Origin of the sequence: Polaromonas sp. JS666 (assembly GCF_900103405.1) — a bacterium.
Lineage (GTDB): Bacteria > Pseudomonadota > Gammaproteobacteria > Burkholderiales > Burkholderiaceae_C > Polaromonas.
This window is the reverse complement of sequence record NZ_FNHX01000006.1, coordinates 88,913-113,001: the sequence shown is the minus strand read 5'-3', so window position 1 is coordinate 113,001 and position 24,089 is coordinate 88,913. Positions and strand designations below refer to the sequence as shown.

General features: G+C 65.7%; 19 protein-coding genes and 1 riboswitch. Of the genes, 12 read left to right on the top strand and 7 right to left on the bottom strand.

Annotation, left to right across the window (positions count from 1 at the left end; translation table 11 throughout):
* Positions 1–79: 79 nt before the first annotated feature.
* The 4 genes from BLQ85_RS16545 to BLQ85_RS16530 all read left to right on the top strand — a co-directional run bounded on the left by BLQ85_RS16545 (position 80) and on the right by BLQ85_RS16530 (position 5,596).
* A complete protein-coding gene (locus tag BLQ85_RS16545; protein ID WP_074578358.1) occupies positions 80–2,446 on the top strand; it encodes an ATP-binding protein in 2,367 nt (788 codons plus the stop codon).
* A gap of 170 nt (positions 2,447–2,616) precedes the next feature.
* Positions 2,617–4,260: an FAD-binding protein gene (locus BLQ85_RS16540; RefSeq protein ID WP_074578355.1), complete on the top strand. Its 1,644-nt coding sequence runs from the start codon at positions 2,617–2,619 to the stop codon at positions 4,258–4,260.
* Positions 4,257–4,586: a 4Fe-4S dicluster domain-containing protein gene (locus BLQ85_RS16535; protein WP_074578353.1), complete on the top strand. Its 330-nt coding sequence runs from the start codon at positions 4,257–4,259 to the stop codon at positions 4,584–4,586. Before BLQ85_RS16540 ends, BLQ85_RS16535 begins: the two co-directional genes overlap by 4 nt.
* Before the next feature lie 14 nt (positions 4,587–4,600).
* Positions 4,601–5,596, top strand: a complete 996-nt coding sequence (locus tag BLQ85_RS16530) for an ABC transporter substrate-binding protein (RefSeq protein WP_074578351.1) — start codon at positions 4,601–4,603, stop codon at positions 5,594–5,596.
* Positions 5,597–5,602: 6 nt separating this feature from the next.
* Here BLQ85_RS16530 and BLQ85_RS16525 read toward each other — a convergent pair whose 3' ends face one another.
* The 5 genes from BLQ85_RS16525 to BLQ85_RS16505 form a co-directional block, all read right to left on the bottom strand.
* Positions 5,603–6,436, bottom strand: a complete 834-nt coding sequence (locus BLQ85_RS16525) for a class II glutamine amidotransferase (protein ID WP_074578349.1) — start codon at positions 6,434–6,436, stop codon at positions 5,603–5,605.
* 10 nt (positions 6,437–6,446) lie between these two features.
* Positions 6,447–7,190 (bottom strand): amino acid ABC transporter ATP-binding protein, encoded by a 744-nt coding sequence (locus tag BLQ85_RS16520; protein ID WP_074578347.1) that lies wholly within the window; start codon positions 7,188–7,190, stop codon positions 6,447–6,449.
* Positions 7,191–7,203: 13 nt separating this feature from the next.
* Complete coding sequence (locus BLQ85_RS16515) at positions 7,204–8,307, bottom strand: amino acid ABC transporter permease (RefSeq protein WP_074578345.1); 1,104 nt, start codon at positions 8,305–8,307, stop codon at positions 7,204–7,206.
* A 3-nt stretch (positions 8,308–8,310) separates the two neighbouring features.
* The gene (locus BLQ85_RS16510; protein ID WP_074578343.1) at positions 8,311–9,513 is read right to left on the bottom strand and encodes an amino acid ABC transporter permease; all 1,203 of its coding nucleotides are present in this window, start codon (positions 9,511–9,513) and stop codon (positions 8,311–8,313) included.
* Between the two features lie 96 nt (positions 9,514–9,609).
* Positions 9,610–10,584, bottom strand: a complete 975-nt coding sequence (locus tag BLQ85_RS16505; RefSeq protein WP_254806463.1) for an amino acid ABC transporter substrate-binding protein — start codon at positions 10,582–10,584, stop codon at positions 9,610–9,612.
* 563 nt (positions 10,585–11,147) lie between these two features.
* Between BLQ85_RS16505 and BLQ85_RS16500 the strand changes: the two genes are divergently transcribed.
* Together BLQ85_RS16500 and BLQ85_RS16495 are read left to right on the top strand one after the other, a co-directional pair.
* Complete coding sequence (locus BLQ85_RS16500) at positions 11,148–11,663, top strand: serine O-acetyltransferase (RefSeq protein WP_074578341.1); 516 nt, start codon at positions 11,148–11,150, stop codon at positions 11,661–11,663.
* Positions 11,650–12,687 (top strand): glycosyltransferase family 2 protein, encoded by a 1,038-nt coding sequence (locus BLQ85_RS16495; RefSeq protein ID WP_074578339.1) that lies wholly within the window; start codon positions 11,650–11,652, stop codon positions 12,685–12,687. The genes BLQ85_RS16500 and BLQ85_RS16495 overlap by 14 nt, the downstream gene beginning before the upstream one ends.
* Before the next feature lie 52 nt (positions 12,688–12,739).
* Here BLQ85_RS16495 and recQ read toward each other — a convergent pair whose 3' ends face one another.
* Positions 12,740–14,623 (bottom strand): DNA helicase RecQ, encoded by a 1,884-nt coding sequence (gene recQ, locus BLQ85_RS16490; RefSeq protein ID WP_074578337.1) that lies wholly within the window; start codon positions 14,621–14,623, stop codon positions 12,740–12,742.
* A 59-nt stretch (positions 14,624–14,682) separates the two neighbouring features.
* Positions 14,683–15,075 carry a rhodanese-like domain-containing protein gene (locus BLQ85_RS16485; protein ID WP_074578335.1) on the bottom strand — a complete coding sequence of 131 codons (393 nt, stop codon included), beginning with the start codon at positions 15,073–15,075 and terminating at the stop codon, positions 14,683–14,685.
* 161 nt (positions 15,076–15,236) lie between these two features.
* Between BLQ85_RS16485 and BLQ85_RS16480 the strand changes: the two genes are divergently transcribed.
* The 6 genes from BLQ85_RS16480 to BLQ85_RS16455 all read left to right on the top strand — a co-directional run bounded on the left by BLQ85_RS16480 (position 15,237) and on the right by BLQ85_RS16455 (position 24,078).
* Entirely contained in the window at positions 15,237–16,283 is a 1,047-nt protein-coding gene (locus BLQ85_RS16480) for a homocysteine S-methyltransferase family protein (protein ID WP_074578333.1), read from the top strand.
* A gap of 178 nt (positions 16,284–16,461) precedes the next feature.
* Positions 16,462–17,439 carry a Bug family tripartite tricarboxylate transporter substrate binding protein gene (locus BLQ85_RS16475; protein ID WP_074578332.1) on the top strand — a complete coding sequence of 326 codons (978 nt, stop codon included), beginning with the start codon at positions 16,462–16,464 and terminating at the stop codon, positions 17,437–17,439.
* 71 nt (positions 17,440–17,510) lie between these two features.
* Positions 17,511–17,604, top strand: a riboswitch (S-adenosyl-L-homocysteine riboswitch).
* Between the two features lie 15 nt (positions 17,605–17,619).
* Positions 17,620–20,373, top strand: coding sequence for a methionine synthase (gene metH / locus BLQ85_RS16470; RefSeq protein WP_074578330.1), 2,754 nt, complete (start codon positions 17,620–17,622; stop codon positions 20,371–20,373).
* A 184-nt stretch (positions 20,374–20,557) separates the two neighbouring features.
* Positions 20,558–21,367, top strand: a complete 810-nt coding sequence (locus BLQ85_RS16465; protein WP_074578328.1) for a glycine zipper 2TM domain-containing protein — start codon at positions 20,558–20,560, stop codon at positions 21,365–21,367.
* A 106-nt stretch (positions 21,368–21,473) separates the two neighbouring features.
* Entirely contained in the window at positions 21,474–22,691 is a 1,218-nt protein-coding gene (locus BLQ85_RS16460; protein ID WP_175456134.1) for a M23 family metallopeptidase, read from the top strand.
* Positions 22,692–22,749: 58 nt separating this feature from the next.
* On the top strand, positions 22,750–24,078 hold the full coding sequence (locus BLQ85_RS16455; protein ID WP_083336884.1) for an HdeD family acid-resistance protein: 1,329 nt from the start codon (positions 22,750–22,752) through the stop codon (positions 24,076–24,078).
* The last annotated feature ends 11 nt before the right edge of the window (positions 24,079–24,089 follow it).

Genomic DNA, 24,089 nt, shown 5'->3' with positions numbered 1-24,089 from the left:
AATCAGGCAAGGTCCAGAGGCATGTCAACCAGCGGTGTCGTTGCATCAGGTGCAATCAGTGCAATAGGGAGGTTTGTCCATGAGCAAGCGTTCCGTTAGCGAGCAGCAGCAGTGGCTGCTGTCCCCCGGGCTGAAGGAGGCGCCGGTGCTGGACCTGATGTGTTCGCATTTCGTGCTGACGCTGGCGGCGCGCCAGGGCGCCAAGTTCAACGTCAGGCGCGACCTCAACAGCCTGCTCTCGCTGTCCGGCCGGCACCTGGTCTGGCCGCTGCCCGCGCTGCAGCGCCTGCGTGAATTCCTGGTGCGCCGCTGCAAGGACAACGAATTCTGGCGCGGCCACGAAAGCCTGACCGACGCCGAGTTCATGGCGCGCCACGGCGCCTGGCGCGGCCCCTACGAAGAGGGCACGCTGTTCTTCTACCTCGACGAACACGCCAAGGACCAGCCCAGGGATTTGCTCTCGGTGCTGGCCGCTACCGGCGACTGGCTTACGCACGCGCTCAAGAAACAATCCACCCTGGTTGAAAAAAACATCGATGCACTGGCCAACCTGCTGCAGCTCAACCGCGCCGAGCGCGCGCTGCTGCTCTACGGCACGCTGGCGCGCTACCAGCGCGACCTGCGCTCCCTGCTGGTGGAGTTCAAGGTCAACAACGCGCCCGAGGCCTATGCCGCCATCGCCGACGTGGCCGGCGTCAAGGCGCCTGAGGTCGCCGAGGCCTTGCGCGCGGGTTCGCGCCTGGAGCGCATAGGCATGGTCGAGAACCTGATCTCCGAGCACAACATCACCGACCTGGCCGACCTCATGAAGGTCAGCGAAAAACTGCCGCCCGTGCTGATGCGCGAATACCGCGACCAGAACGAACTCATGGCCGTCTTCACCCGCCCCGCCGCGCACAGCAGCCTGGGCCTGGCCGATTTCGCCTTTGTGCAGGAAGACGCGCAGGTGCTGGTGTCCCTGCTGCGCAATGCCGTGGCCACCAAGGAGCAGGGTGTCAACGTGCTGCTTTACGGCCCGCCCGGCACCGGCAAGACCGAACTCGCCAAGGTTGTGTCGCAGGCCGCCGGGCTGGACCTGTTTGAAGTTGAATACGCCGACCGCGACGGCAACTCGCTGAGCGGGCGCGACCGCTACCGCTCGCTGCAGATCGCGCAGGTCTTCCTCAAGGGCAGCACCCATTCGGCTTTGCTGTTCGATGAAGTCGAAGACGTGTTCCCGCCCATCTCCAGCGAAGCCGCGCAGCTCATGGCGCGCTCCGAACAGCTGCCGGTGCCGGCCAGCGGCTCGGTCAGCGGCAAGGCCTGGGTCAACCAGATCCTGGAGTCCAACACCGTGCCCACGCTGTGGGTCACCAACCGCATCGAGCAGATAGACCCGGCCTTCCGCCGCCGCTTCGCCTACCACCTGGAGCTGCGCTCGCCGCCGCCCGGCGCGCGCGAGGGCGTGGTGCGCAAGACGCTGGAGGGCGTGCAGGTCAGCGACGCCTTTGTGGCCAAACTCACCGCGCGCAAGGGCCTCACGCCCGCGCAGATACGCACGGCCGTTCGTTTCGCCCGCCTGGCCAGCGCGCCCGAGGAAAAGATAGACGCGCAGGTCGACGGCCAGGCCATGCAAGCCGTCCTGGCCGGCGGCCGGCCGCTGCTGATGGAGTCGCTGATAGAGCGGCAGCTCAAGAACGCCGACGTGGCCCTGGGCAACAAATCGGAGGCGGCGGGGCGGCGCAGCGTCACCACCTACGACCTGTCCATGCTCCATGTCGAGTCGCGCTTTGAAGTGCCGCGCATCGTCGAGGCCCTTAAAAGCCGCGGCCACGGCAGCCTGTGTTTTTACGGCCCGCCCGGCACCGGCAAGACCGCACTGGCTGAACACATCGCCAAGGCGCTGGACCTGCCCCTGATCATCAAGCAGGCCAGCGACCTCATGAGCAAGTACGTCGGCGAGACCGAACAGAACATGGCCGCCATGTTCCGCGAGGCCGAGTCCGAAAAAGCCGTGCTGCTGCTCGACGAGGCCGACAGCTTTTTGCAGGACAGGCGCGGCGCCCAGCGCACTTACGAGGTGACCGAGGTCAACGAAATGCTGCAGGGCATGGAGCGCCACGCCGGCATCTTCATTTGCACCACCAACCTGTTCGACAGCCTGGACCAGGCGGCGCTGCGCCGCTTCACCTTCAAGATCCGCTTCATGCCGTTGACGCGCGAGCAGCGCGAAACCATGTTTGTGGTCGAGGCCCTGGCCGGCGATACAGCCTTGCTGACCGGCGAGCTGCGTGAGCGCCTGGGCAAACTCACCCAGCTGTGCCCCGGCGATTTCGCGGCCGTCAAGCGCCAGGTGGATATCCTCGCGGCCGAGTTCTCGGCCGAGGAATTCCTCGCGCAGCTGGAAGCCGAGCACCGCATCAAACCCGAGGTGCGCGAAGGGCGCAGCATGGGCTTCCTGCAGTAAGGCTGCGCGCCGCCCCCTGCCGGTTCCGGTTCGCCGAGACCTGTCATTTCCAACTATCTTTAACCGGAAAGCTTCGTTCGCAAGCCGACCGGGCCTGCCTAGAGTTGCCCCTGGCGCCTCCGCTGTTTTGAAAAGCGGCTGCCGCCCATGCGGAACTTCAGGAGCAGGCAATGGGAACACGGGATTGGGATCTTGAGCGGCTGTCGAATGCGGCGGGCGCGGTACGGCACGAGGTCGATGTGCTGGTCATAGGCGGCGGCCCTGCCGGGGCCTGGGCCGCCATCAGCGCGGCGGCTACAGGCGCCTCGGTGCTGCTGGCCGACAAGGGCTATTGCGGTACCTCGGGCGCCACCGCGCCATCGGGTACCGGGCTCTGGCATGTCTCGCCCGACGGCGCCGCGCGCGAAGAAGCCAAGGCCAGCCGCCTGGCCATGGGCGGCCACCTGGCCGAGCATGCCTGGATGGACCGCGTGCTGGCACAGACCTGGGCCAACGTGGACCTGCTCACCGAATGGGGCTATCCGTTTCCCGTTGATGCCGACGGCCAGCTGCGCCGCACCTCGCTGCAAGGCCCCGAATACATGCGATTGATGCGCAAGCAGGTCAAGGCAGCCGGCGCCCGCATCATCGACCATAGCCCCGCGCTGGAACTGCTGGTCGATGACAGCGGTACGGTGTGCGGTGCTACCGGCGTCAACCGCCAGAGCGGCGAAACCTGGGTGGCGCGCGCGGGCGCCGTGGTCATCGCCACCGGTGGCTGCGCTTTCCTGAGCCGCGCGCTGGGCTGCAATGTGCTGACCGGTGACGGCCTGCTGATGGCGGCCGAGGCCGGCGCCGAACTGTCGGGCATGGAGTTCTCCAATGCCTACGGCTTGGGACCGGCGTTTTCGTCGGTCACCAAGTCGCTGTTCTACAACTGGGCGACTTTTTACTACCAGGACGGCTCGCCGATTGAAGGCGCGGGCTCCGCGCGCGGGCGCAGCGTGATTGCGCAGACCCTGCAAAGCCAGCCGGTCTACGCTTGCCTGGACCGCGCCGGTGCCGACATACGCGCCTGGATGCGCACGGCCCAGCCCAATTTCTTTGTCTCCTTCGACCGGCAGGGCATCAACCCCTTCACCCAGCACTTCCCGGTGACCTTGCGGCTGGAGGGCACGGTGCGCGGCACCGGTGGCCTGCACCTGGTGAACGAGCACTGCGCGACTACCGTGCCAGGCCTTTACGCCGCGGGCGACGCCGCCACGCGCGAGCTGATCTGCGGCGGTTTCACCGGCGGCGGCAGCCATAACGCTGCCTGGGCCTTGTCCTCGGGCTTCTGGGCCGGTGCGGGCGCGGCCGATTTCGGCCGCAGTGCGCGCGGCTCGGCGCAGCGTGTGGCCTTGCGCGCGGGCGGCGCAGGCCTGCAAGGCCGGGGCAGCCAGGCGCCCGACAGTGCCGACGTCATACGCGCGGTGCAGGCCGAGGTCTTTCCTTATGAACGCAACTGGTACCGGCGCGGCGACCTGCTCGAAGATTCCCTGCAGCGGCTCGACGCCCTGTGGCATCGCCTGCGCGCGGGCGCGCCCGCGGCCAATGCGCAGGAAGCGGTGCGCGCGCGTGAAGCCGCGGCCATGCTGGCCACCTCGCGCTGGATGTACCGCAGCGCCTTGCAGCGCACCGAAACGCGCGGCATGCACAGGCGCAAGGAGCACACAGCCAGCGACCCGCTGCAGCGCCACCGGCTGCTCAGCGGCGGGCTTGACGAGGTCTGGGTGCGCAAACATGCGGTGGACGGCGCGCCGTCGGTGCGGGCTGCACAGGAGGTGGCCGCATGATTGAAATTGTCAGCGCCAGCCGCTGCACCGCCTGCAACATCTGCGTGCATGCCTGTCCCACCAATGTGTTTGACATCGTGCCCGGCGGCCCGCCCGTGATCGCGCGCCAGGCCGACTGCCAGACCTGCTTTATGTGCGAGCTCTACTGCCCCGAGGACGCGCTCTACGTCGCGCCGATTGCCGACCATGCCGCCTCCATCAACGAACACGCGCCCGGCACACAGGCCCTGATGGGCAGCTACCGCAGCGCCATAGGCTGGGGCAAGGGGCGCAAGTCCACCGCCGCGGCTGACGCGAGTTATGAACTTTTACAGCGCGCGCATTGACGCGGCGATTCGACATGACTGACCTGAAAAACACATCCCCTACCGCTGCTCGCCGCCGCCTGCTGGGCGCGGCGCTGGCGGCAACGGCTTCACTGGCCTTGCCCGGCCTGGCGCGCAGCCAGGCCGCATCCGCCCGTGCGCTGCGCCTTGGTTTTATCGGTCCCGGCAAAAAGCTCGCCTCGGCCACGGGCTGGGCCCTGCAGCAGGGCCAATTGCAGCGCGAACTCGCACCGCTGGGTTTCGGCGAGGTGGTGACGCGGGTATTTCCCAACGGTCCCGACCTCAACGAGGCTTTTGTGTCCGGCAACCTCGACGTCGGCATCTACGGCGATACACCCGCCGTCGTCGCGCGCGCCCAGGGTTTTGAAGGGCGGCTGCTGGGCTTTGACAACGTGGGCATGAATGTCTGGCTGCTCACGCCGCGTGGCGGCGTGAAAACCGTGAGGGAACTGGAAGGCAAAACCGTGGGCGTCGCACTGGGCTCCTATATGCACCGCTATGTGCTGGGCCTGCTCAAGGAGGCAAAGCTCCTGAAAGCCGTCAAGGTGGTGCACATGCTGCCGCGCGACGGCGAGCCCGCGCTGGAGCGTGGCGCCGTGGCGGCCTTTGCCGCGCCCATCAACACCGGCCCGCTGCTGGCCTCGCGCGGCTACCCGGTGATCGACGAGGCCGAAAGACACCCAACACTACGCGGCACCTCGGTCATCGTCGCCTCACCCCAGTTGCTGGCCGCTGCGCCCGGCCTGCCCGCCGCCTGGGGCCGCGCGCGCACGGTGGCCCTGCAGGACATACGCCGTGACAACGCGGCCTATTACGCCTTTCATGCCGAAGCCAGCGGCTTTCCGGTGGCGGCCGTGAAAGACTCTTATCCGCTCTCGCATTTCCCCGACACGGCCTATCCGGCCGAAGGGCTCAGGCTCATCGAGGAAGTGAAACGGTTTTTGCTGGCCGAGAATTTGATACGGCGGGACTTTTCCGTCGCGCAGTGGACGGTGGCGGGGGCTGACTAGGGCGGCTTATACGCAGGCCAGGCTGGCGGCGTGTTTCTGCCGAATGGCTTCGCTGACCTCCAGCTGCGCCTGCCGCACGATGCGGCCGTCTTCCATCCACAGCAGCTGGCCCGGCTGCATCTGCTGCCAGTTTTCGTTGCGCGTGAGCGGCTGGGTGGCGACCACGCAGAGCCGGTCTTCCGGGTTGTTGGTCTGCGCAAAATCCATGCTGAGGTCGGCATCGACCAGGCTGGCATTCGAGAAAGGCCATTCGCGCACCAGGTACCACAGCCGCGTCGAGCAGTGCGCGAAAAGCGACTGGCCGTTGGACAGCAGGTAGTTGAAAACACCGAACTCGGCCGTGCGCTCGCTCATGGCGCATAGCGTGTCGAACACGAGGTCGGCCGAGCAGGGCTCGCGCGGGCTGATGCGCTTGAGTTCTTCCATCAGCGCGCAGAAAGCCCGTTCGCTGTCGGTGGTGCCCACGGGCTGGTAGTTGCCGGCAGACTCCGGCTGGTAGTCGATCAGGTCGCCGTTGTGGGCGAACAGCCAGTGCCGGCCCCAGAGTTCGCGCGTGAAGGGATGGCAGTTTTCCAGCCGCATCGGGTCGCCCTGCGTGGCCTTGCGGATGTGCGAGACCACGTTGCGCGACTTGATGGCGTAATGCTTGAGCATTTCGGCCACCGGCGAGGTCGCCGCCGGCTGGGCGTCGACGAACAGGCGGCAGGCCTTGTCCTCAAAAAACCCGATGCCGAAGCCGTCCGCATGGTGGTCGGTCAGGCCGCCGCGCGCGGCGAAACCCGTCAGCGAGAACCTAAGGTCCGCCGGCTTGGCCGAATTCATTCCCAATAACTGGCACATGGGCGCTAGTTTAATGCCCCAGAATTTTGGACAGGAAATCCTTGGCCCGGTCGGTCTGCGGATGGTTGAAGAACTCGGTGGGCGTGTTCTCTTCGACGATCTGGCCCTGGTCCATGAAGATCACGCGATCGGCCACCGCCTTGGCGAAGCCCATTTCGTGCGTCACGCACAGCATGGTCATGCCCTGGTTGGCCAACTCCATCATCACATCCAGCACTTCCTTGATCATTTCCGGGTCCAGCGCCGAGGTGGGCTCGTCGAACAGCATGATCTTGGGCGTCAGGCACAGCGCCCGGGCAATCGCCACGCGCTGTTGCTGGCCGCCCGAGAGCTGCAGCGGGTATTTCTGCGCCTGCTCGGCGATGCGCACGCGTTCGAGCTGGTGCATGGCGCGCTCGATCGCGTCTTTCTTGGACAGGCCCGCCACCCAGGTTGGCGAGAGCGTGAGATTTTCCAGCACCGTCAGGTGCGGGAACAGGTTGAACTGCTGGAACACCATGCCGACCTGGCGGCGCACCGCGTCAATCGCCTTGATGTCGTCGCCCAGCAGCGAGCCCGCGACGGTGAGCTTGCCTTCCTGGTAGTCCTCCAGCGCGTTGATGCAGCGGATCATGGTGGACTTGCCCGAGCCCGAAGGCCCGCAGATCACCAGGCGCTCGCCCGGCCTGACCTCAAGGTCTATGTCGCGCAACACGTGGAAATTGTTGCCATACCATTTGTTGACCTTGTCGAAGTGGATGGTGGGTTCACTCATTTTTTATTCCTGTTCAACGGGCTTTGCCCACGGCGAGCCGGCGTTCAATCCACAGGCTGTAGCGCGACATGGCGAAGCAGCAGGTGAAATAAATCGCGGCGATGAAAATATAGGCCTCGATCTTGAAGGGCCGCCAGTTCGGGTCCGAGCCCACCGCCAGCGACAGCGCGCCGGTGAGCTCGTACAGCGACACAATGGTCACCAGCGAGGTGTCCTTGAAGAGCGAGATGAAGTTGTTCATGATGCTGGGCACCACCGTGCCCAGGGCCTGCGGCAGCACGATCTTGACCTGCGTCTGCCAGTAGCCCAGGCCCAGGCTGGCCGCCGCCTCGGTCTGGCCCTTGGAGAGCGACTGCAGGCCGCCGCGCACGATCTCGGCCATATAGGCCGCCGCGAACAGCGTGATGCCGACGATGACGCGCACCAGCACGTCCGGCGACTGGCCTATGGGCATGAACAGCGGGAACATGAAGCTGGCCATGAACAGCACCGAAATCAGCGGCACGCCGCGTATCAGCTCCACATAGATGACGCACAGCGTGCGTATCGCCGGCATGTTGGCGCGGCGCCCCAGCGCCACCATCACGGCGATGGGGAAGGCGATGGTCATGGAGATCACCGTCAGCATCACCGTCAGCGGCAGGCCGCCCCACTGGTCGGTCGTCACCTTGGCCAGGCCCAGGACGCCGCCGCTCATCAGCGTGAAGAAGGCGGCCAGAACCACCACCCACAGCAGCGCCAGCCAGGGCTTCCAGAACCAGCGTATGCAGCTGGCCACCACCAGGCCCAGCAGCAGCAGGGTCGCGAGCTCGGCGCGCCAGTGCTCGGGCTGGGGGTAGCGGCCCAGCAGGATGATGCGGCCTTTTTCGCGGATCACACCCCAGCAGGCGCCCACGCCGCGCGCGGCCTGGCAGGCATCCGGCTCCGCCGCGGTGACGGCATGGATGATGCCCCACTGCGCGATGCCTGAGGCGGCCCACAGCAGCAGCGCCAGCACGATGAGGGACACCAGCGAGTTGCCGACGCTGGAAAACAGGTTGTTGCGCAGCCAGGGGATAAAGCCCTCCATCTTGATGGGGGCGGGGCGGGCTGCGATCGGGACAAAAGTCTTGCTCATCGCTCAGCGCTCCTTGATGGCGGCACGGCTGTTGAACCAGTTCATCAGGCCGGACGTCGCCAGCGAGGTGCTCAGGTAGATCAGCATGATGATGGCGATGCACTCCACGGCCCGGCCGGTCTGGTTCAGCGAGGTGTTGGCGATGGAAACCAGGTCGGGATAACCCACGGCCACGGCCAGCGAGGAGTTCTTGGTCAGGTTGAGGTACTGGTTGGTCAGCGGCGGGATGATGACCCGCAGCGCCTGCGGCAGCACCACCAGCCGCATCGAGTGGCCGCGCGACAGGCCCAGCGAGGCGCTGGCCTCATGCTGGCCCAGCGACACCGAGGCGATGCCGGCACGCACCACCTCGGCCACAAAGGCGGAGGTGTAAAGCACCAGGCCCAGCAGCACCGCGAGGTATTCAGGCGATAGCGCGCCGCCGCCTTCGACCTGCGATTCGGTCAGCAGCGGCATATTCCATTCCATGGGCGCGCCGCCGGCCAGCCAGCCGGCCAATGCGCCGCCAATGACCAGCGCCAGCGACACCCACAGCACAGGCCGCGGTTTGCCGGTCAGGTCGAACTGCCGGCGCGCGCGCCGCGCATACAGCACGCTGGCCACCACCCCCGCCAGCGCCCCGACGAGTGCCAGCGTCTGGCCCAGCCCCCACACCGGCGACGGGTAGGAGATGCCGTTCTTGCTGACGTAAACCCATTTGCCGATGTGCAGGGCCTGGTCGACGGCCGGCAGGTATTCGGTGAACAGCAGGTACCACATCAGCAGCTGCAGCAGCACCGGAATGTTGCGGAAGGTCTCGACATAGCCGTAGCACAGCGCCCGCACCAGGGCGTTGCGCGAAAAGCGCCCCACGCCCAGCAGGGTGCCCAGGATGGAGGTCAGCACGATGCCGACCACCGCCACGCGCAACGTGTTGACCAGCCCGACCAGGAAGGCCTTCCAGTAGGGGTCTATGGAGTCGTAGCTGAGCCAGCCTTCGCCGATGTCGAAGCCGGCCGGCTGCATCAGGAAGTCGAAGCCGCTCTGGATGCCGCGGGTCTTCATATTGGCCATGGTGTTGCTGACCAGCAGCCAGATCAGGAAGACGATCAGGCTGACGGCCAGCACCTGGTAGACGATGGCGCGCGCCTGCTTGCTGCGCCAGGAAAAAACCTTGCGCCGCAAGGCGGGTGCCGGGCGCGGTGGGATCAGGGAGTGCTCGGACATAAACGGTGTACCCAAAAAAAACGGGCCGCTCGACAACGGAGGGTTGCGAGCGGCCCGCTTGCGTTCAACGCATCGGAATCAGGTGATCAGAGATGATCAGCGCACCGGCATGGCGTACATCTGGCCGCCCTTGTTCCACTGGTTGTTCTGGCCGCGCGGCAGCGCCAGGGGCGTTTTGGGGCCGACGTTGCGCTCAAAGATCTCGCCGTAGTTGCCGACGGCCTTGACGGCGCGCACCAGCCATTCCTTGTCCAGGCCCAGCAGCTTGCCGGTGTCCTCGCCGCTGCCGGTCAGGCGCATGACCACGGGGTCCTTGCTTTCCTTGGTCATGGCGTCGACGTTGGCCTGGGTCACGCCGTACTCTTCGGCTTCGATCAGGCCGTAGACCACCCACTTGACGATGGCGAACCACTCGTCGTCACCGCGGCGCACCATGGGGCCCAGCGGCTCCTTGGAGATCAGCTCGGGCAGGATCAGGTGGTCGGCGGGAACCTTGGCTTCCTTGTTGCGCACCGAGGCCAGGCCTGAGGCGTCCGTGGTGTAAGCCTGGCAGCGGCCCGAGAAGTAGGCGGCGTTGACGGCCTCCTGCTTTTCAAACACCACGGGCTTCATGTTCAGGTTGTTGGCCTTGGAGAAGTCGGTCAGGTTTTTTTCGGTCGTGGTGCCGGATTGCACGCAGACGGTGGCGTTCTTTAGCGCCTTGGCGCTCTTGATCTTGCTCTTCACGGGAACCATGAAGCCCTGGCCGTCGTAGTAGGTCACGGCGGTCATGTGCAGGCCCAGCGAGGCGTCGCGGGTCAGCGAGAAGGTGGTGTTGCGCGCGAGCACGTCGACTTCACCGGACTGCAGCGCGGTGAAGCGCTGCTGGGCGTTCAGGGGAACCCATTTGACCTTGCTGGCATCGCCCAACACGCTGGCGGCGATGGCCTTGCAGGTGTCCACGTCAAGGCCGGTCCAGGCGCCGTTGCTGTCGGCGGAGGAGAACCCCGCCAGGCCGACGTTGACGCCGCAAATTACCTGGCCGCGAGACTTGATGGTGTCCAGTGTCTTGCCGGCGTGGGCGGGAGCCATCGCAGCAAGGGTGAGGCCGGCGGCAGCCAGCGTGGCAAGACCATGTTTTTTGGCGATTTTGATCACGGGATTCTCCAGTCAGTGAAACTTTTGTAGTCCAGCACGATGCGTGCCAGCGCCGAAATGCTAACCCAAGCATTGCGCGAGCCGAGGGGGCGCAAAGGCCTATTCGCTCGGGATAAACCCTTGCGAAAAATGCGTCATGAGCTTAACGATGGGTTGATATGCACTGCAAGCATGGCGCATGGACACAAAGCAGAAGATTTCCCGTCCCGGCCACCGCTGTGCGCTGGCTCGTTCGCCCCAAAACCGGGCGCAACGGCCTTCTTTATGGTCTGCCTGCGCCGGTGATACAGCCGCAGCCAGGTCAGTCTCTGGCAAGTCCATTGGTACGAATCTTGCACTTCACCTCTGAGAGCGTTGAGATTTATTGCCCTGGCTTTGCCGGGTTCTGAGGCACTTGCCACGGACTTCTTCCCGGAACGCCGAACAGCCCCCGTTGGAGCCCGCGACCGTGCGAGTGCTTGTCACGTCCCAATGCTTGTTATGAAAGCTCACTAGCGATGGCTTTTCTTGAGGACTTGCGTGCAGCGCAGGAAGGCGTTTTGTCCCTGGGCTTCTGGGCGCTGCAGGTATACAGGCTGGGGCATCTGCGCTACCGGTTTCAGTCCAGGCTGGTGCGCTACCCGCTTGGCGCCCTGCATCTGGTACTGGCCAAGCTGGCTGAAATGTTCTGCGGGGTCACTATCGGCGTTTCGGCCAGGATTGGGCGGCGCCTTGTGATAGAGCATTCCGGTGCGATTGTGGTGCACGGTAAGGCCGTCATCGGGGATGACTGCATCATCCGCCAGGGCGTCACCATCGGCAACCAGCGCATGGACAGGCCGCTGGAAGCGCCGCACATCGGCAACCGTGTGAACATCGGCGCCGGCGCGAAGGTCCTTGGGGCCATACGGATTGGGGACGACGTTGACATCGGCGCCAATGCGGTGGTGATCACCGATGTGCCGGCGGGCGCGCTTGCCGTGGGCGTGCCGGCCCGCGTTATTTTGCGAGGTAAAAATAATGCAGTCCTTTGAAACCACAGGTGCCCCATGCCGGGTGAGCATCGTCATCAAGGCCCTGAACGAAGAAAAGCGCATCGTAGCCGCGGTGGAGAGTGCGTTGACGGCCGTCCGGATGGTCGGTGGCGAGGTGGTGCTCGCCGATTCCTGCTCCAGCGACCGCACCGTGGCACTGGCGTCTGCTTACCCCATCCGTATCGTGCAACTGGCACGCGCCGATGAACGCTGCTGCGGCGCCGGCCCCCAGCTGGGTTACCAGCATTCGGTGGGCGAATTTGTTTACATCCTGGACGGCGACATGGAAATGCAGCCTGGTTTTTTGCCGGAGGCGCTGGCCTTCATGCAGGCGCACCCCGACGTGGCCGGCGTGGGAGGGCAAGTCGTTGAAATGAATACCAGCAGCCTGGAATATGTGGCGCGCGTGGAGCGGGGTTTGGGCCACATGCAGGCGGGCATGGTGGACCGGCTGGACATGGGCGGCCTGTACCGCAGGGTCGCAGTGGAGCAAGCCGGGTACTTTTCAGACCGCAACCTGCACAGCTATGAGGAGTTTGACCTGGCCATGCGCCTGCATGCCAGGGGCTGGAAATTGTGGCGTCTGGGCATCGATTCCGTGCGGCACCATGGCCACGATGCGCCTCCCTACCAGTTGCTGGTGCGCCGCTGGCGCAGCCGCTACATCTGCGGCCTGGGTGAAGTGCTGCGCGCCGCCTGGGGCGAGTCGCACCTGGGGCTGGTGCTGACGCGGGTGCGCGAGTTGCGGCTGTATGTTGCCGTGCTGGGATGGTGGACCGTGTTGCTCGCCGTTTTGGTGGCTCCCCTGCCGTGGACGGCGCGCATCGCGGCCTTCTCCTGCATTGCGGCGGTACCCATCCTGTTGATGGCATGGCGAAAACGCAGCGCCACAAAAGCCGTGTTTTCGGTCGTGTCGTGGTGTTTTAACGCTGCTGGCCTGGTTCGCGGGCTGTTGACGCCGCAGCGCCCTGCGCGCGCGGCCATAGACAGCGTCGAGATCCGGAATACGCCTGGCGCGGTTTAAGCGGCCAAGGCGTGCGGTACCGCGCGGGAGTCGGTCGCTGGCTTGCGAAGGCCTAAGCCGTTGCGGCGCAGACGCGCAGCACTTCGGCCCCGTAGGCCTCGAGCTTTTTGACGCCGATACCGCTGATGCCTTCGAGGTCGGCGACACCTTGCGGTGCGCGTTCCGCAATCGCGCGCAAGGTTGCGTCATGAAAAATCACGAAGGCCGGCAGGTTGTGCTCGCGGGCGACTTCGGCGCGCCAGGCTTTCAGGCGCGCCAGGCGCTCCAGCGCGCCGGCATTGAGGGCGGCCTCGGCCAGGCCCTTGACCGACGTCTTGGTCACGCGCTTGCCGCGCCCGCCGGCCTTGGCGCCTGCCGCCTGTTCGCGCAGCACCACGCTGACCTCGCCCTTGAGCACCTGGCGCGCGTCCGGCAGCAGCTGCAGGGTGCTGAAGGCCTCGGCGTCCACGCGCACCATGTTGCGCGCGATCAGCTGGCGCAGCACGCCGCGCCATTGCGCCTCGGCCAGGTCCGCGCCTATGCCGAAGGTGCTGAGCTTGTCGTGGCCGTACTGGGCCATCTTCTCGGTCATCTTGCCGCGCAGGATGTCCATGATGTGTCCGGCACCGAAGCTGATGCCGCTGGCCTGCTGCACACGGTAGATGCAACTGAGCATCTTGCGCGCGGCCTCGGTGGCATCCCAGACGGCCGGCGGGTTCAGGCAGTTGTCACAGTTGCCGCAAGGCTGGCTGTCCTCGCCGAAATAGCCCAGCAGGCTGACGCGGCGGCAGCGCGTGTCCTCGGCCAGCGTCAGCAGGGCGTCGAGCTTGCCGCGCATCACCTGCTTGAACTCCTCGCTGGCCGCCTCGCTGGTGTCAATCATGCGGCGCTGGTTCACCACGTCCTGCAGGCCGTAGACCATCCAGGCGTCGGCGCTCTGGCCGTCGCGGCCGGCGCGGCCGGTCTCCTGGTAATAGCCTTCGATGTTCTTGGGCATGTCCAGGTGGGCGACAAAACGCACGTCGGGCTTGTCGATGCCCATACCGAAGGCAATCGTCGCCACCATGACGATGCCGTCCTCGCGCAGGAATCGGTCCTGGCGCTGCTGGCGCAGGGCCGAATCCAGGCCCGCGTGGTAGGCCAGCGCCTTCAGGCCCGCGTCCTGCAGCATGCCGGCGATTTCTTCCACGCGCTTGCGCGACTGGCAATACACGATGCCGGCCTCTCCCTCGTGCTCGGCCTCGATGAAGCGCAGCAGCTGGCGCGTCGGGTCGGTTTTTTCGACGATGGTGTAGCGGATGTTGGGCCGGTCGAAGCTGCTGACGAACTGGCGCGCGTCCTCCAGCTTGAGGCGCTCGATCATGTCCTGGCGCGTCAGCGCGTCGGCCGTGGCCGTCAGCGCGATGCGCGGCACGTCGGGAAAGGTCTCGTGCAGCAGGCTCAGCGAGCGGTACTCGGGCCGGAAATCGTGGCCCCACTGGCTCACGCAGTGCGCCTCGTCGATGGCGAACAGGCTCAGCAGCCCGCGTTCGTGCAGCGAGGCCAGCAGGCCCTTCATGCGCGGCGTGTTGATGCGTTCGGGCGCGGCATAGAGCAGCGTCAGCTCGTTGCGCAGCAGCTGCTTTTCAAGCTGGCTGCTTTCGTCGAAGCTTTGCGTGGAATTGAGGAAGGCCGCGGACACGCCGGCCTCATGCAGCGCCCCGACCTGGTCGTGCATCAGCGCGATCAGCGGCGAGATCACCACCGTCACACCGTGGCCGGCCTGCTGCCGCACGATGGCCGGGATCTGGTAGCACAGCGACTTGCCGCCGCCCGTGGGCATCAGCACCAGCGCATCGCCGCCGCGCACCACGTGGTCCACGATGGCCTGCTGCGGGCCCCGGAAGCTGTCGTAGCCGAAGACCTCGGCCAGCACGTGCAGCGGGGTGGAAGGGGAAGAAACGGGGAGTGAGGACAAGATCGGAATGAAAATGAAAACGGGTTGCGCGAAGGCCGGGTAAGCCGGGAAGGCGGGGCCTACATCTGCTCCCAGGGCAGGCCGTCAAAGCGCCAGCCCGAGAGCGTGGAGCGCTGGAACTGCTCGTCGAGCTCACCCTCGAAGCCGTGCACCACATGCTGCACGTCGGTGAAGCCGGCCGCTTCCAGCGCCTTGCCCGCGTCCAGCGTGCGTTTGCCGGAGCGGCAGATCAGCAGTACCGGTTGCGCCTTGCTGTTGGCCTCGCGCGCCACGGCCTCGGCGAACTTCAGCGCGTCGGGCTGCAGGTCGGGGTATTCGTACCACGGCACATTGACCACGCCCGGCGGGCGGCCCACGTACAGCGATTCGATTTCCATGCGCACGTCCACGAACAGCGCGTCGGGATGCGACTGCAGCCAGGTCCAGGCTTCTTTGGGTTGAAAGTTTTTCATGATCGGGCTAATACCCCTATTGTGGCCGATGGTGTCTGCGCGACATGCCGCGGTTTGCCTTCCTCTCTGGGCGCGCGCTTTTTTTGCGGGCGGCCCGGCGCAAAACGGGCGCGGCCGCCTCGCAGCCTGTCGAAAAAACCGCCGCACCTTAAAATTGGGGCATGAAGCCAATCACCTACACCCGCGGGCAGCAGCTGCCGGCCATCCTGGAACAACGCATTGCCATCCTCGACGGCGCCATGGGCACCATGATCCAGCGCTTCAAGCTCAGCGAAGCCCAGTACCGCGGCGAGCGCTTCAAGGACTTCCACAAGGACGTCAAGGGCAACAACGAGTTGCTGAGCCTCACGCGCCCCGATGTGATCCAGGACATCCACGAGGGCTACCTGGCCGCCGGCGCCGACATGATTGAAACCAACACCTTCGGCGCGACCACGGTGGCCCAGGCCGATTACGACATGGCCGACCTGGCCGTCGAGATGAACTACGAATCGGCCCGCATCGCCCGCGCCGCCTGCGACAAGTTCTCCACGCCCGACAAACCGCGCTTTGTGGTTGGCGCCCTGGGCCCCACGCCCAAGACGGCCAGCATCAGCCCCGACGTCAACGACCCCGGCGCGCGCAACACCAGCTTTGAGGAACTGCGCAAGGCGTACTACGAACAGACCGAGGCACTGGTCAAGGGCGGCAGCGACGTGCTGCTGGTCGAGACCATTTTCGACACGCTCAACGCCAAGGCGGCGCTGTTCGCCATCGACGAGTACTTCGATAACTCCGGCGAGCGCCTGCCCCTGATCATCAGCGGCACCGTGACCGATGCCTCGGGCCGCATCCTGAGCGGGCAGACCGTGACCGCCTTCTGGCACAGCGTACGCCATGCCGCGCCGCTGGCCATAGGCCTCAATTGCGCGCTGGGCGCCACCCTGATGCGCCCCTACATCCAGGAGCTGGCCCGCGTGGCCGGCGACACCTTCATCAGCTGCTACCCGAATGCCGGCCTGCCCAACCCCATGAGCGACACCGGCTTCGACGAGACGCCCGACGTCACCTCGCGCCTGCTGCGCGAGTTCGCCGACGAAGGCCTGGTCAACATCGTGGGCGGCTGCTGCGGCACCACGCCGGACCATATAGGCGCCATCGCGCACGCCGTGGCCCCCGTGGCCGCGCGCTCGCGCCAGCGCGCCGGCTTCTACAAAGAAGCCGCCTGAACGGCCAACACGGCCATTCGTCTGCTCCCCCGCCATCCAGGCGGGGTGCGCCCATGGCGCGTCACGTTTAGCGGCTATAGTCAGGCCCGTTTGTCCGGCCTGGCTTTTCACCTTCCGGCGCCGCGCCCCGCGGCCGCCCGCGGCCGGACAACCCATCATCACAAAGGAAACCCTGAACGTGCGTTCACTCATCAAGATCGCCGCGGCATTCGCCGTGGCCACCGTCTCCCTGGCGGCCCAGGCGCAGCTGGCGCCGCAAAAGCCCGTCACCATCGTTGTTCCCTATCCGGCCGGCGGCCCGCTGGACAATGCCGCGCACATCCTGGCCGACAAGCTGCGCCCCATGCTCAAAACCGAAGTGGTGGTCGACAACCGGCCCGGCTCGGGCGGCAATGTGGGCGCCGCGCTGGTCGCCAAGGCGCCGGCCGACGGCCACACGCTGGTCATGGGCGCGGTCGCCACCCACGCCATCAACCCCTGGCTCTATCCCAACATGCCTTATGACGCGCTCAAGGACTTCACGCCCATCACGCTGGTGGCCCGTGTGCCCAATGTGCTGGTCATGAACGCCGAGACGGCCAAGCGCCTGAACATCAAGGACACCAAGGACCTGATCGCCTACGCGCGCAAGAACCCCGGCCGGCTGAACTATGCCTCGGGCGGCAACGGCAGCGCCGGCCACCTCGCCGGCGAGCTGTTCAAAAGCCTGGCCAAAATCAGCGTGGTGCACTTGCCTTCCAGCGGCTCGGCCCAGGCGCAGGCCAGCCTGCTGTCCGGCCAGACCGACCTGATGTTCGACAACCTGGCCTCGGCCAGCGCCAACATCAAGTCGGGCAAGCTGGTGGCCTTCGGCGTGACCACCATCAACCGCTCCAGCAGCTTCACCGAGATCCCCACCATCAATGACGTGCTGCCCGGTTTCCACATCAGCACCTGGTTCGGCATCTTCGGCCCGGCCAACCTGCCCAAGGCCACGACGGACCAGTTGCAAAAGGCTTTTGCCGCCGCGCTCAACACGCCCGACACGGCCGAAAAGTTCGCGCGCATGAGCGCCACGCCCAGCCCCATGACCTCGGCGGATTTTGCTTATATGGTCATGAAGGAACATGCTGACTACGGCCGCCTGATCAAAGTGGCCAAGATCAAGCTGGATTAAGCAGGCACTCCATTTCCCGGGGCTTCGCACCGGGAAATGGCGCAACAGGGCTTCAGCCCTTAAAATAGCGGCAACCCAAGGAGCGTTGCAGCGGACCCCAGCGTCCGTCAGGCTTGGGTTACGGCGGCCGCCAGCGGCGGCCTTCCGCAACGACGCTCACCTTGTCCTTAAGGTGAGTCCGTGTCCGAAACCGAAAATTCCGTCCCTGTTCCCCCCATGAAACTGTCCGGCCTGGAGCCGGTCGACATAGGCGCGGGCACCCTGTTCGTCAACATCGGCGAGCGCACCAACGTCACCGGCTCCAAGGCCTTCGCCCGCATGATCCTCAACGGCGAGTACGAGCAGGCCCTGGCGGTGGCCCGCCAGCAGGTGGAAAACGGCGCGCAGATCATCGACATCAACATGGACGAGGCCATGCTGGACAGCCAGGCCGCCATGGTGCGCTTCCTGAACCTGATTGCCAGTGAGCCCGACATCGCGCGCGTGCCCATCATGATCGACAGCTCCAAGTGGAGCGTCATCGAGGCCGGCCTGCGCTGCATCCAGGGCAAGGGCATCGTCAATTCGATCTCGATGAAAGAGGGCCTGGAGCCCTTCAAGCAGCAGGCCAAGCTGCTCAAGCGCTATGGCGCGGCGGCCGTGGTGATGGCCTTCGATGAAAAAGGCCAGGCCGACACTTACGAGCGCAAGATCGAGATCTGCGAACGCGCCTACCGCGTGCTGGTCGACGAACTCGACTTTCCGCCCGAAGACATCATCTTCGACCCCAACATCTTCGCTATCGCCACCGGCATCGAGGAGCACAACAACTACGCGGTCGACTTCATCAACGCCACGCGCTGGATCAAGCAGAACCTGCCCGGCGCCAAGGTTTCGGGCGGTGTGTCCAACGTGTCCTTCAGCTTTCGCGGCAACGACCCGGTGCGCGAAGCCATCCACACCGTGTTCCTCTACCACGCGATCCAGGCCGGCATGGACATGGGCATCGTCAACGCCGGCATGGTCGGCGTCTACGACGACCTGGATCCGGTGCTGCGCGAGCGCGTCGAGGATGTGGTGCTCAACCGCACGCCCGTCTACAAACCCGGCGAGCCAGAGCTCACGCCCAGCGAGCGTCTGATCGAAGTGGCCGAAACCGCGAAAAGCGGCGCCAAGGACGATAGCAAGAAAAACGAATGGCGCGCCCTGCCGGTGCGCCAGCGCCTGTCGCATGCGCTGGTCCACGGCATGAACGAGTTCATCACCGAAGACACTGAGGAGATGTACCGCGAAATCCTCGCCGGCGGCGGCCGGCCGCTGCACGTCATCGAAGGCCCGCTGATGGACGGCATGAACGTCGTCGGCGACCTGTTCGGCCAGGGCAAGATGTTCCTGCCCCAGGTGGTCAAAAGCGCCCGCGTGATGAAACAGGCCGTGGCCCACCTGCTGCCCTACATCGAGGCTGAAAAGCTGCAGCTCGAAGCCGCCGGCGGCGACGTCAAGACCAAGGGCAAGATCATCATCGCCACCGTCAAGGGCGACGTGCACGACATCGGCAAGAACATCGTCACGGTGGTCCTGCAGTGCAACAACTTCGAGGTCGTCAACATGGGCGTGATGGTGCCCTGCCACGAGATCCTGGCGCGCGCCAAGGTCGAGGGTGCCGACATCGTCGGGTTGTCCGGCCTGATCACGCCCAGCCTGGAGGAAATGCAGTACGTGGCCGCCGAAATGCAGAAGGACGAGCATTTCCGCATCAAGAAAATCCCGCTGCTGATAGGCGGCGCCACCACCAGCCGGGTGCACACGGCCGTCAAGATCTCGCCGCACTACGAAGGCCCGGTGGTCTATGTGCCCGACGCCTCGCGCAGCGTCAGCGTGGCGCAAAGCCTGTTGTCCGACCAGGCGGCCAAATACATCGACGAGCTCTACGCCGACTACGACAAGGTGCGCACCCAGCACGCCAACAAAAAACAGGTGCCGATGTGGCCGCTGGCCAAGGCGCGCGCCAATGCCACGCCCATGGACTGGGCCGGCTACACGCCGCCGGTGCCCAAGTTCATAGGCCGGCGCGTGTTCAAGAACTTCGACCTGGCCGAGCTCGCGCACTACATCGACTGGGGCCCCTTCTTCCAGACCTGGGACCTGGCCGGCCCTTTCCCGGCCATCCTGAAAGACGAGGTGGTGGGCACCGAGGCCGTGCGTGTGTACGGCGACGCGCAGCGCATGCTCAAGCGCCTCATCGAAGGCCGCTGGCTGACTGCCAACGGCGTGATGGCGCTCTACCCGGCCAACAGCGTGGGCGACGACATCGAGATATACACCGACGAGACGCGCAGTGAAGTGGCCATGACCTGGTACGGCCTGCGCCAGCAGACCGAAAAAACCGCGATTGAGGGCGTGATGCGGCCCAGCCGCTGCCTGGCCGATTTTGTCGCGCCCAAGGGTGTTTCCGACTACATCGGCGTCTTCGCCGTGACCGCCGGCATAGGCGCCGAGAAGAAGGAAAAATACTTCCTCGACGACCACGACGACTATTCGTCCATCATGCTCAAGGCGCTGGCCGACCGCCTGGCCGAGGCCTTTGCCGAAAGCCTGCACCAGCGCGTGCGCAAGGACTTGTGGGGCTATGTGCCCGGTGAATCGCTGGACGGCGAGGCGCTGATCGCAGAAAAGTACCAGGGCATACGCCCGGCACCCGGCTACCCGGCCTGCCCGGACCACAGCGTCAAGAAAGAGATGTTCGAGCTGCTCAAGGCCGGCGAGATCGGCATGGCCTTGACCGAAAGCCTGGCCATGACGCCGGCGGCCAGCGTCAGTGGTTTTTATCTGAGCCACCCGCAAAGCACCTACTTCAACGTCGGCAAGATAGGCGACGACCAGCTGCAGGACCTGGCGCAGCGGCGCGGCCTCAAGGCGGATGAACTGCAGCGCCTGCTCGCACCGAACCTTTGAGAACCACCCAGAACCCTCCTGGAATGGCAGCTTCCAGGATGGCCGCGGCCATTCGCGTTTACGGCGACTTTGCCGCAGAATAAGCAGCGTTTACATAAATACACAGCCGCTTGCCAAAGCGTGTTTACTTTCACGGCATGGGAAACGTTAAACAAGCGATCTGATCTCAATAGAGGGAATTGCCATGAACACATCCACTGAAAACCTCCAGCCCGGCCAGCAAGCCTCGTCGGCCAGCAAGCCCTTGTGGGCCGCCGTCGGCATTCTGGGCGTTGCCGTCCTGGCCATGGGCGGCACCATGATTTACCAGATGCGCAACCCGGCCGGCGCCACGCCGCCGGTGGCCCTGGCCACCCCGCAGGCAACGCCGCAAGCGGTCGCCCCTCTGGCCGCGGCCAGCAGCAGCGCCAGCGCCGCGGACGACCTGGCCGAAAAACCGGCCGCAGCCCCCGCCAAACCCGCACCCGTTCCCGCCAAGAAGGTGGCCAAGCCCACGCCCAAGCCGGCGCCCGCGCCCAGCTACGCCGGTATTTCGCCCGCGCCCGGCCCCACGCCCGCACCGGTGGCCGTGGCCGCGGTTTGCCATGTGTGCGGCGCCGTTGAATCGGTCACGCCCGTTGAACGCTCCACCAAACCTGCCGGTGTCGGCGCGGGCGCCGTCGCCGGTGGCGTGCTGGGCGCCGTGCTCGGCAACCAGATCGGCCATGGCGGCGGCCGCACCGCGGCCACCATCCTGGGCGCGGTCGGCGGAGGTTTTGCCGGCAATGCGATCGAAGGCCATATGCGCAAGGAAACCGTCTACCAGGTCGGCGTGCGCATGGAAGACGGTTCGCAGCGCATGGTGGAAGTGGCGCGCGCCCCCAGCGTGGGCAGCCGCGTGACGGTGGAAGGCAATGTGCTGCGCACCAATGACGGCGCCGTTTATGGTCCCAAGCCGCCGCCCGCGCCCGTGGCCGCGCAGCCGGCGGAGCCCGCTCCTTACTACAGCCGCTGATCCATCCACAGCAAAGCCCCGCAGCACCCCTGTTGCGGGGCTTTTTTACGTCCGCTCTCCAGGGGCTTGGCGCTATGATGACCCGGCCCATCACAAGGAGGATCGCATGCGGCGTTTTTTCATGCTCCTGCTGGCCCCGCTCCTGTTTGCCGGCAATTTTCAGGCGATGGCGGCCGGGCCCAAGGCGGGCCTGGACCAGCTCGAATTCGCGGGCGCGCGCGACCAGAACACCCCTGTGCTGCTCAGTGCCGCCTCGCGCCCCGTGCCGTTTCTAGGCGCCGACGGGCGCGTGCACATCGATTACGAGCTGCAGGTGATCAACGCGCGGGCCGTGCCGGTCAAGCTGGTGTCGCTGGAGGTGCTGGACGCCGGCTCCGGCAAGGTGCTGGCCGGCGTATCCGGCGCCGACGTGGCGCGCACCTTCTCCCTGCTGGGCGGCGCCGCCACCGACAGCATGGACGCGGCGCAGGCCGGTTTTTTCTGGGTCGACGTGGTGCTGGAGCCCGGCCAGCCCCTGCCGAAAGCGCTTTCGCACCGCGTGGTGACGGCCGGCGCCGAGGTCAAGCTCACGGCCGCCGTCAAAGCCGCGAGTGAAGGCACGGTCCAGACCACGCAGACCGGCGGCAACGTGGCCCTCAGCACCCGGCCGGCACCGCTGATAGGCCCGCCGCTGGAAGGAACGGGCTGGGTGGCTTTTAACGGCTGCTGCAAGGAGGTCCCGCACCGGCGCGCCGGTATTCCCGTCAACGGCGTGCTGTATGTGAGCCAGCGCTTTGCCATCGACTGGATCAAGCTGGACGCGAACTCGCAGCAAAGCAACGGCGACAGCAACAAGAACGAAAACTGGCCCACCTACGGGCAAAAAGCCATTGCCGTGGCGGATGCCAAGGTGGTGTCCGTGCTCGACGGCCTGCCCGAACGCGTGCCCAATGCCTTGCCGCCCGACACCACCATGCAGAACGTCACCGGCAACCACGTGGTCCTGGACCTGGGCCGCGGCTACTACGCCTTTTACGCCCACCTGCAGCCCGGCTCGCTCAAGGTGCGCATCGGCGACCGCGTCAAGCGCGGCCAGGTGCTGGCGCTGCTGGGCAATTCGGGCAACACCACGGCGCCGCACCTGCATTTCCATGTGTCGGACGGCATGGGCCCGCTGTCGTCCCAGGGCTTGCCTTATGTGATCGACGCTTTTGTCGTCAAGGGGCTGGCCACCGATGCCACGGAGCAGGGCAAGGTGGTCGTTCAGCCGCTGCCCCAGCAGGGCCCTCAGCGCGCGGCCTTGCCCATGGATGCCTATGTGGTGGATTTCCCGGCCTTGAAGTGAAGCCCGGCCTTGCCGGCCGCCCTGGGGCGCCGGCGCGGCGGCAAAGCAGAAGAAGAATATGTTCAGACTTGCGTTGATTCTTTTTGGCGGCGATGCGCTGGTCAAGCGCTGGAAAATTTTCATGGCGGCGGGTGTGCTGACCGCCATCTTGGGCATCCTGCTCCTGGTTGATTTGGTCGATGGCGTGGCCGATGTGGCCACCTGGGTCCTGGGCGCGGTGTTGCTGGCCCAGGGGGTGGTCGAGCTGGTGGTGGGCGCCACCCACGCGCGGGAGCGGCGCCGTTTTGAGATGCTGCGCGGCGCGGCCATGGTGGTGTTCGCCTGCCTGGTGCTCGATTTCCCCTGGGACAACTCGATTGCCGCCGGCATTCTGTTCGGCGCGGCTTTCACTTTCAACGGCCTGATCCGCATTGCCTCCAGCTGGCTGATCCGCTACCCGAGCTGGCGCAAGTCCAACCTGATAGGCTGGGCCTACCTGGTCTTGGCGCTGCTGCTGCTGACCAACTGGCCGGTGCCCTCGAGCATGAATGTCTCGCTGTGTACGGGCCTGGCGCTTATCGCGGGCGGCCACATCCTGATGCGCGGCGCCTGGCGGCTCAGGCGCCTGCCGCGCGGCTCCCGGCTGGCGGCCGTCGAGCTTTACAGCGGCACCCGGGTGCTTCAACCAGATGCGGCGCCGGCCACGGCCGAAACGCTGGCCGCAAATGCCGCCGCCGGCCACATGATCGTGCATGTCTGGACGGCGGTCGATGCGGTGGACGACGACAAGGACCGCATACGCCTTCCGCTGATCGAGCGCTACATCGCCTCCATGACAAAGAAGGGCCGTGTTTCAACCGGCCATGTGGCGCTTGAGTGCGAGGACGGCCTGTACATCAGCCACCACCCGCGAGTTCGCCTGGCCATTACGCAGGCCAACCTGGTCGACCACTTGCGCGCCACCTCCGGCAACGACCATCCCGGCGTCTGGCTGCCCTCTTATGCCGAAGAGGCCGCGGCGACCCGTCCTTCCACGCACAAGCTGCATTTCCGCGTCTACAACCGCAGCTACCTCCAGGCCTTCTGGGACGTGTATCGCCAGGACGACACCTACAACCTCACCCATCGCAACTGCTCCGTTGTGGTCACGCAGGCCGTGGACGCGGCCATGGAAGGCGTCTTTGCGGATAAGCCCTTCTGGCGGACCCTGCTGCGGCTTGCCTTGCATCCCGACGTCTGGATGGCCGGCAGCGCCCGGGTGCGCGCCGAGTCCATGGCCTGGACGCCGGGGCTGGCGCTCGACTACGTGAGCGCGATCCGGCGCATCACCCACCCGCGCCACGACCTGAAGGTGCATCTTTCGCGCTGGTGGAAGACCCGCAAGGCGCGCAGGCTGCGCGTGGATTGAAGAACCAGGAC

Coding starts and splice junctions, on each gene's coding strand:
- BLQ85_RS16460 (WP_175456134.1), top strand. CDS start 21,474: ATGCGGCGTTTTTTCATGCTCCTGCTGGCCCCGCTCCTGTTTGCCGGC.
- BLQ85_RS16500 (WP_074578341.1), top strand. CDS start 11,148: ATGGCTTTTCTTGAGGACTTGCGTGCAGCGCAGGAAGGCGTTTTGTCC.
- BLQ85_RS16455 (WP_083336884.1), top strand. CDS start 22,750: ATGTTCAGACTTGCGTTGATTCTTTTTGGCGGCGATGCGCTGGTCAAG.
- BLQ85_RS16485 (WP_074578335.1), bottom strand. CDS start 15,075: ATGAAAAACTTTCAACCCAAAGAAGCCTGGACCTGGCTGCAGTCGCAT.
- BLQ85_RS16545 (WP_074578358.1), top strand. CDS start 80: ATGAGCAAGCGTTCCGTTAGCGAGCAGCAGCAGTGGCTGCTGTCCCCC.
- BLQ85_RS16535 (WP_074578353.1), top strand. CDS start 4,257: ATGATTGAAATTGTCAGCGCCAGCCGCTGCACCGCCTGCAACATCTGC.
- BLQ85_RS16510 (WP_074578343.1), bottom strand. CDS start 9,513: ATGTCCGAGCACTCCCTGATCCCACCGCGCCCGGCACCCGCCTTGCGG.
- BLQ85_RS16525 (WP_074578349.1), bottom strand. CDS start 6,436: ATGTGCCAGTTATTGGGAATGAATTCGGCCAAGCCGGCGGACCTTAGG.
- BLQ85_RS16530 (WP_074578351.1), top strand. CDS start 4,601: ATGACTGACCTGAAAAACACATCCCCTACCGCTGCTCGCCGCCGCCTG.
- BLQ85_RS16505 (WP_254806463.1), bottom strand. CDS start 10,584: ATGGCTCCCGCCCACGCCGGCAAGACACTGGACACCATCAAGTCTCGC.
- BLQ85_RS16540 (WP_074578355.1), top strand. CDS start 2,617: ATGGGAACACGGGATTGGGATCTTGAGCGGCTGTCGAATGCGGCGGGC.
- BLQ85_RS16495 (WP_074578339.1), top strand. CDS start 11,650: ATGCAGTCCTTTGAAACCACAGGTGCCCCATGCCGGGTGAGCATCGTC.
- BLQ85_RS16480 (WP_074578333.1), top strand. CDS start 15,237: ATGAAGCCAATCACCTACACCCGCGGGCAGCAGCTGCCGGCCATCCTG.
- BLQ85_RS16465 (WP_074578328.1), top strand. CDS start 20,558: ATGAACACATCCACTGAAAACCTCCAGCCCGGCCAGCAAGCCTCGTCG.
- BLQ85_RS16515 (WP_074578345.1), bottom strand. CDS start 8,307: ATGAGCAAGACTTTTGTCCCGATCGCAGCCCGCCCCGCCCCCATCAAG.
- BLQ85_RS16520 (WP_074578347.1), bottom strand. CDS start 7,190: ATGAGTGAACCCACCATCCACTTCGACAAGGTCAACAAATGGTATGGC.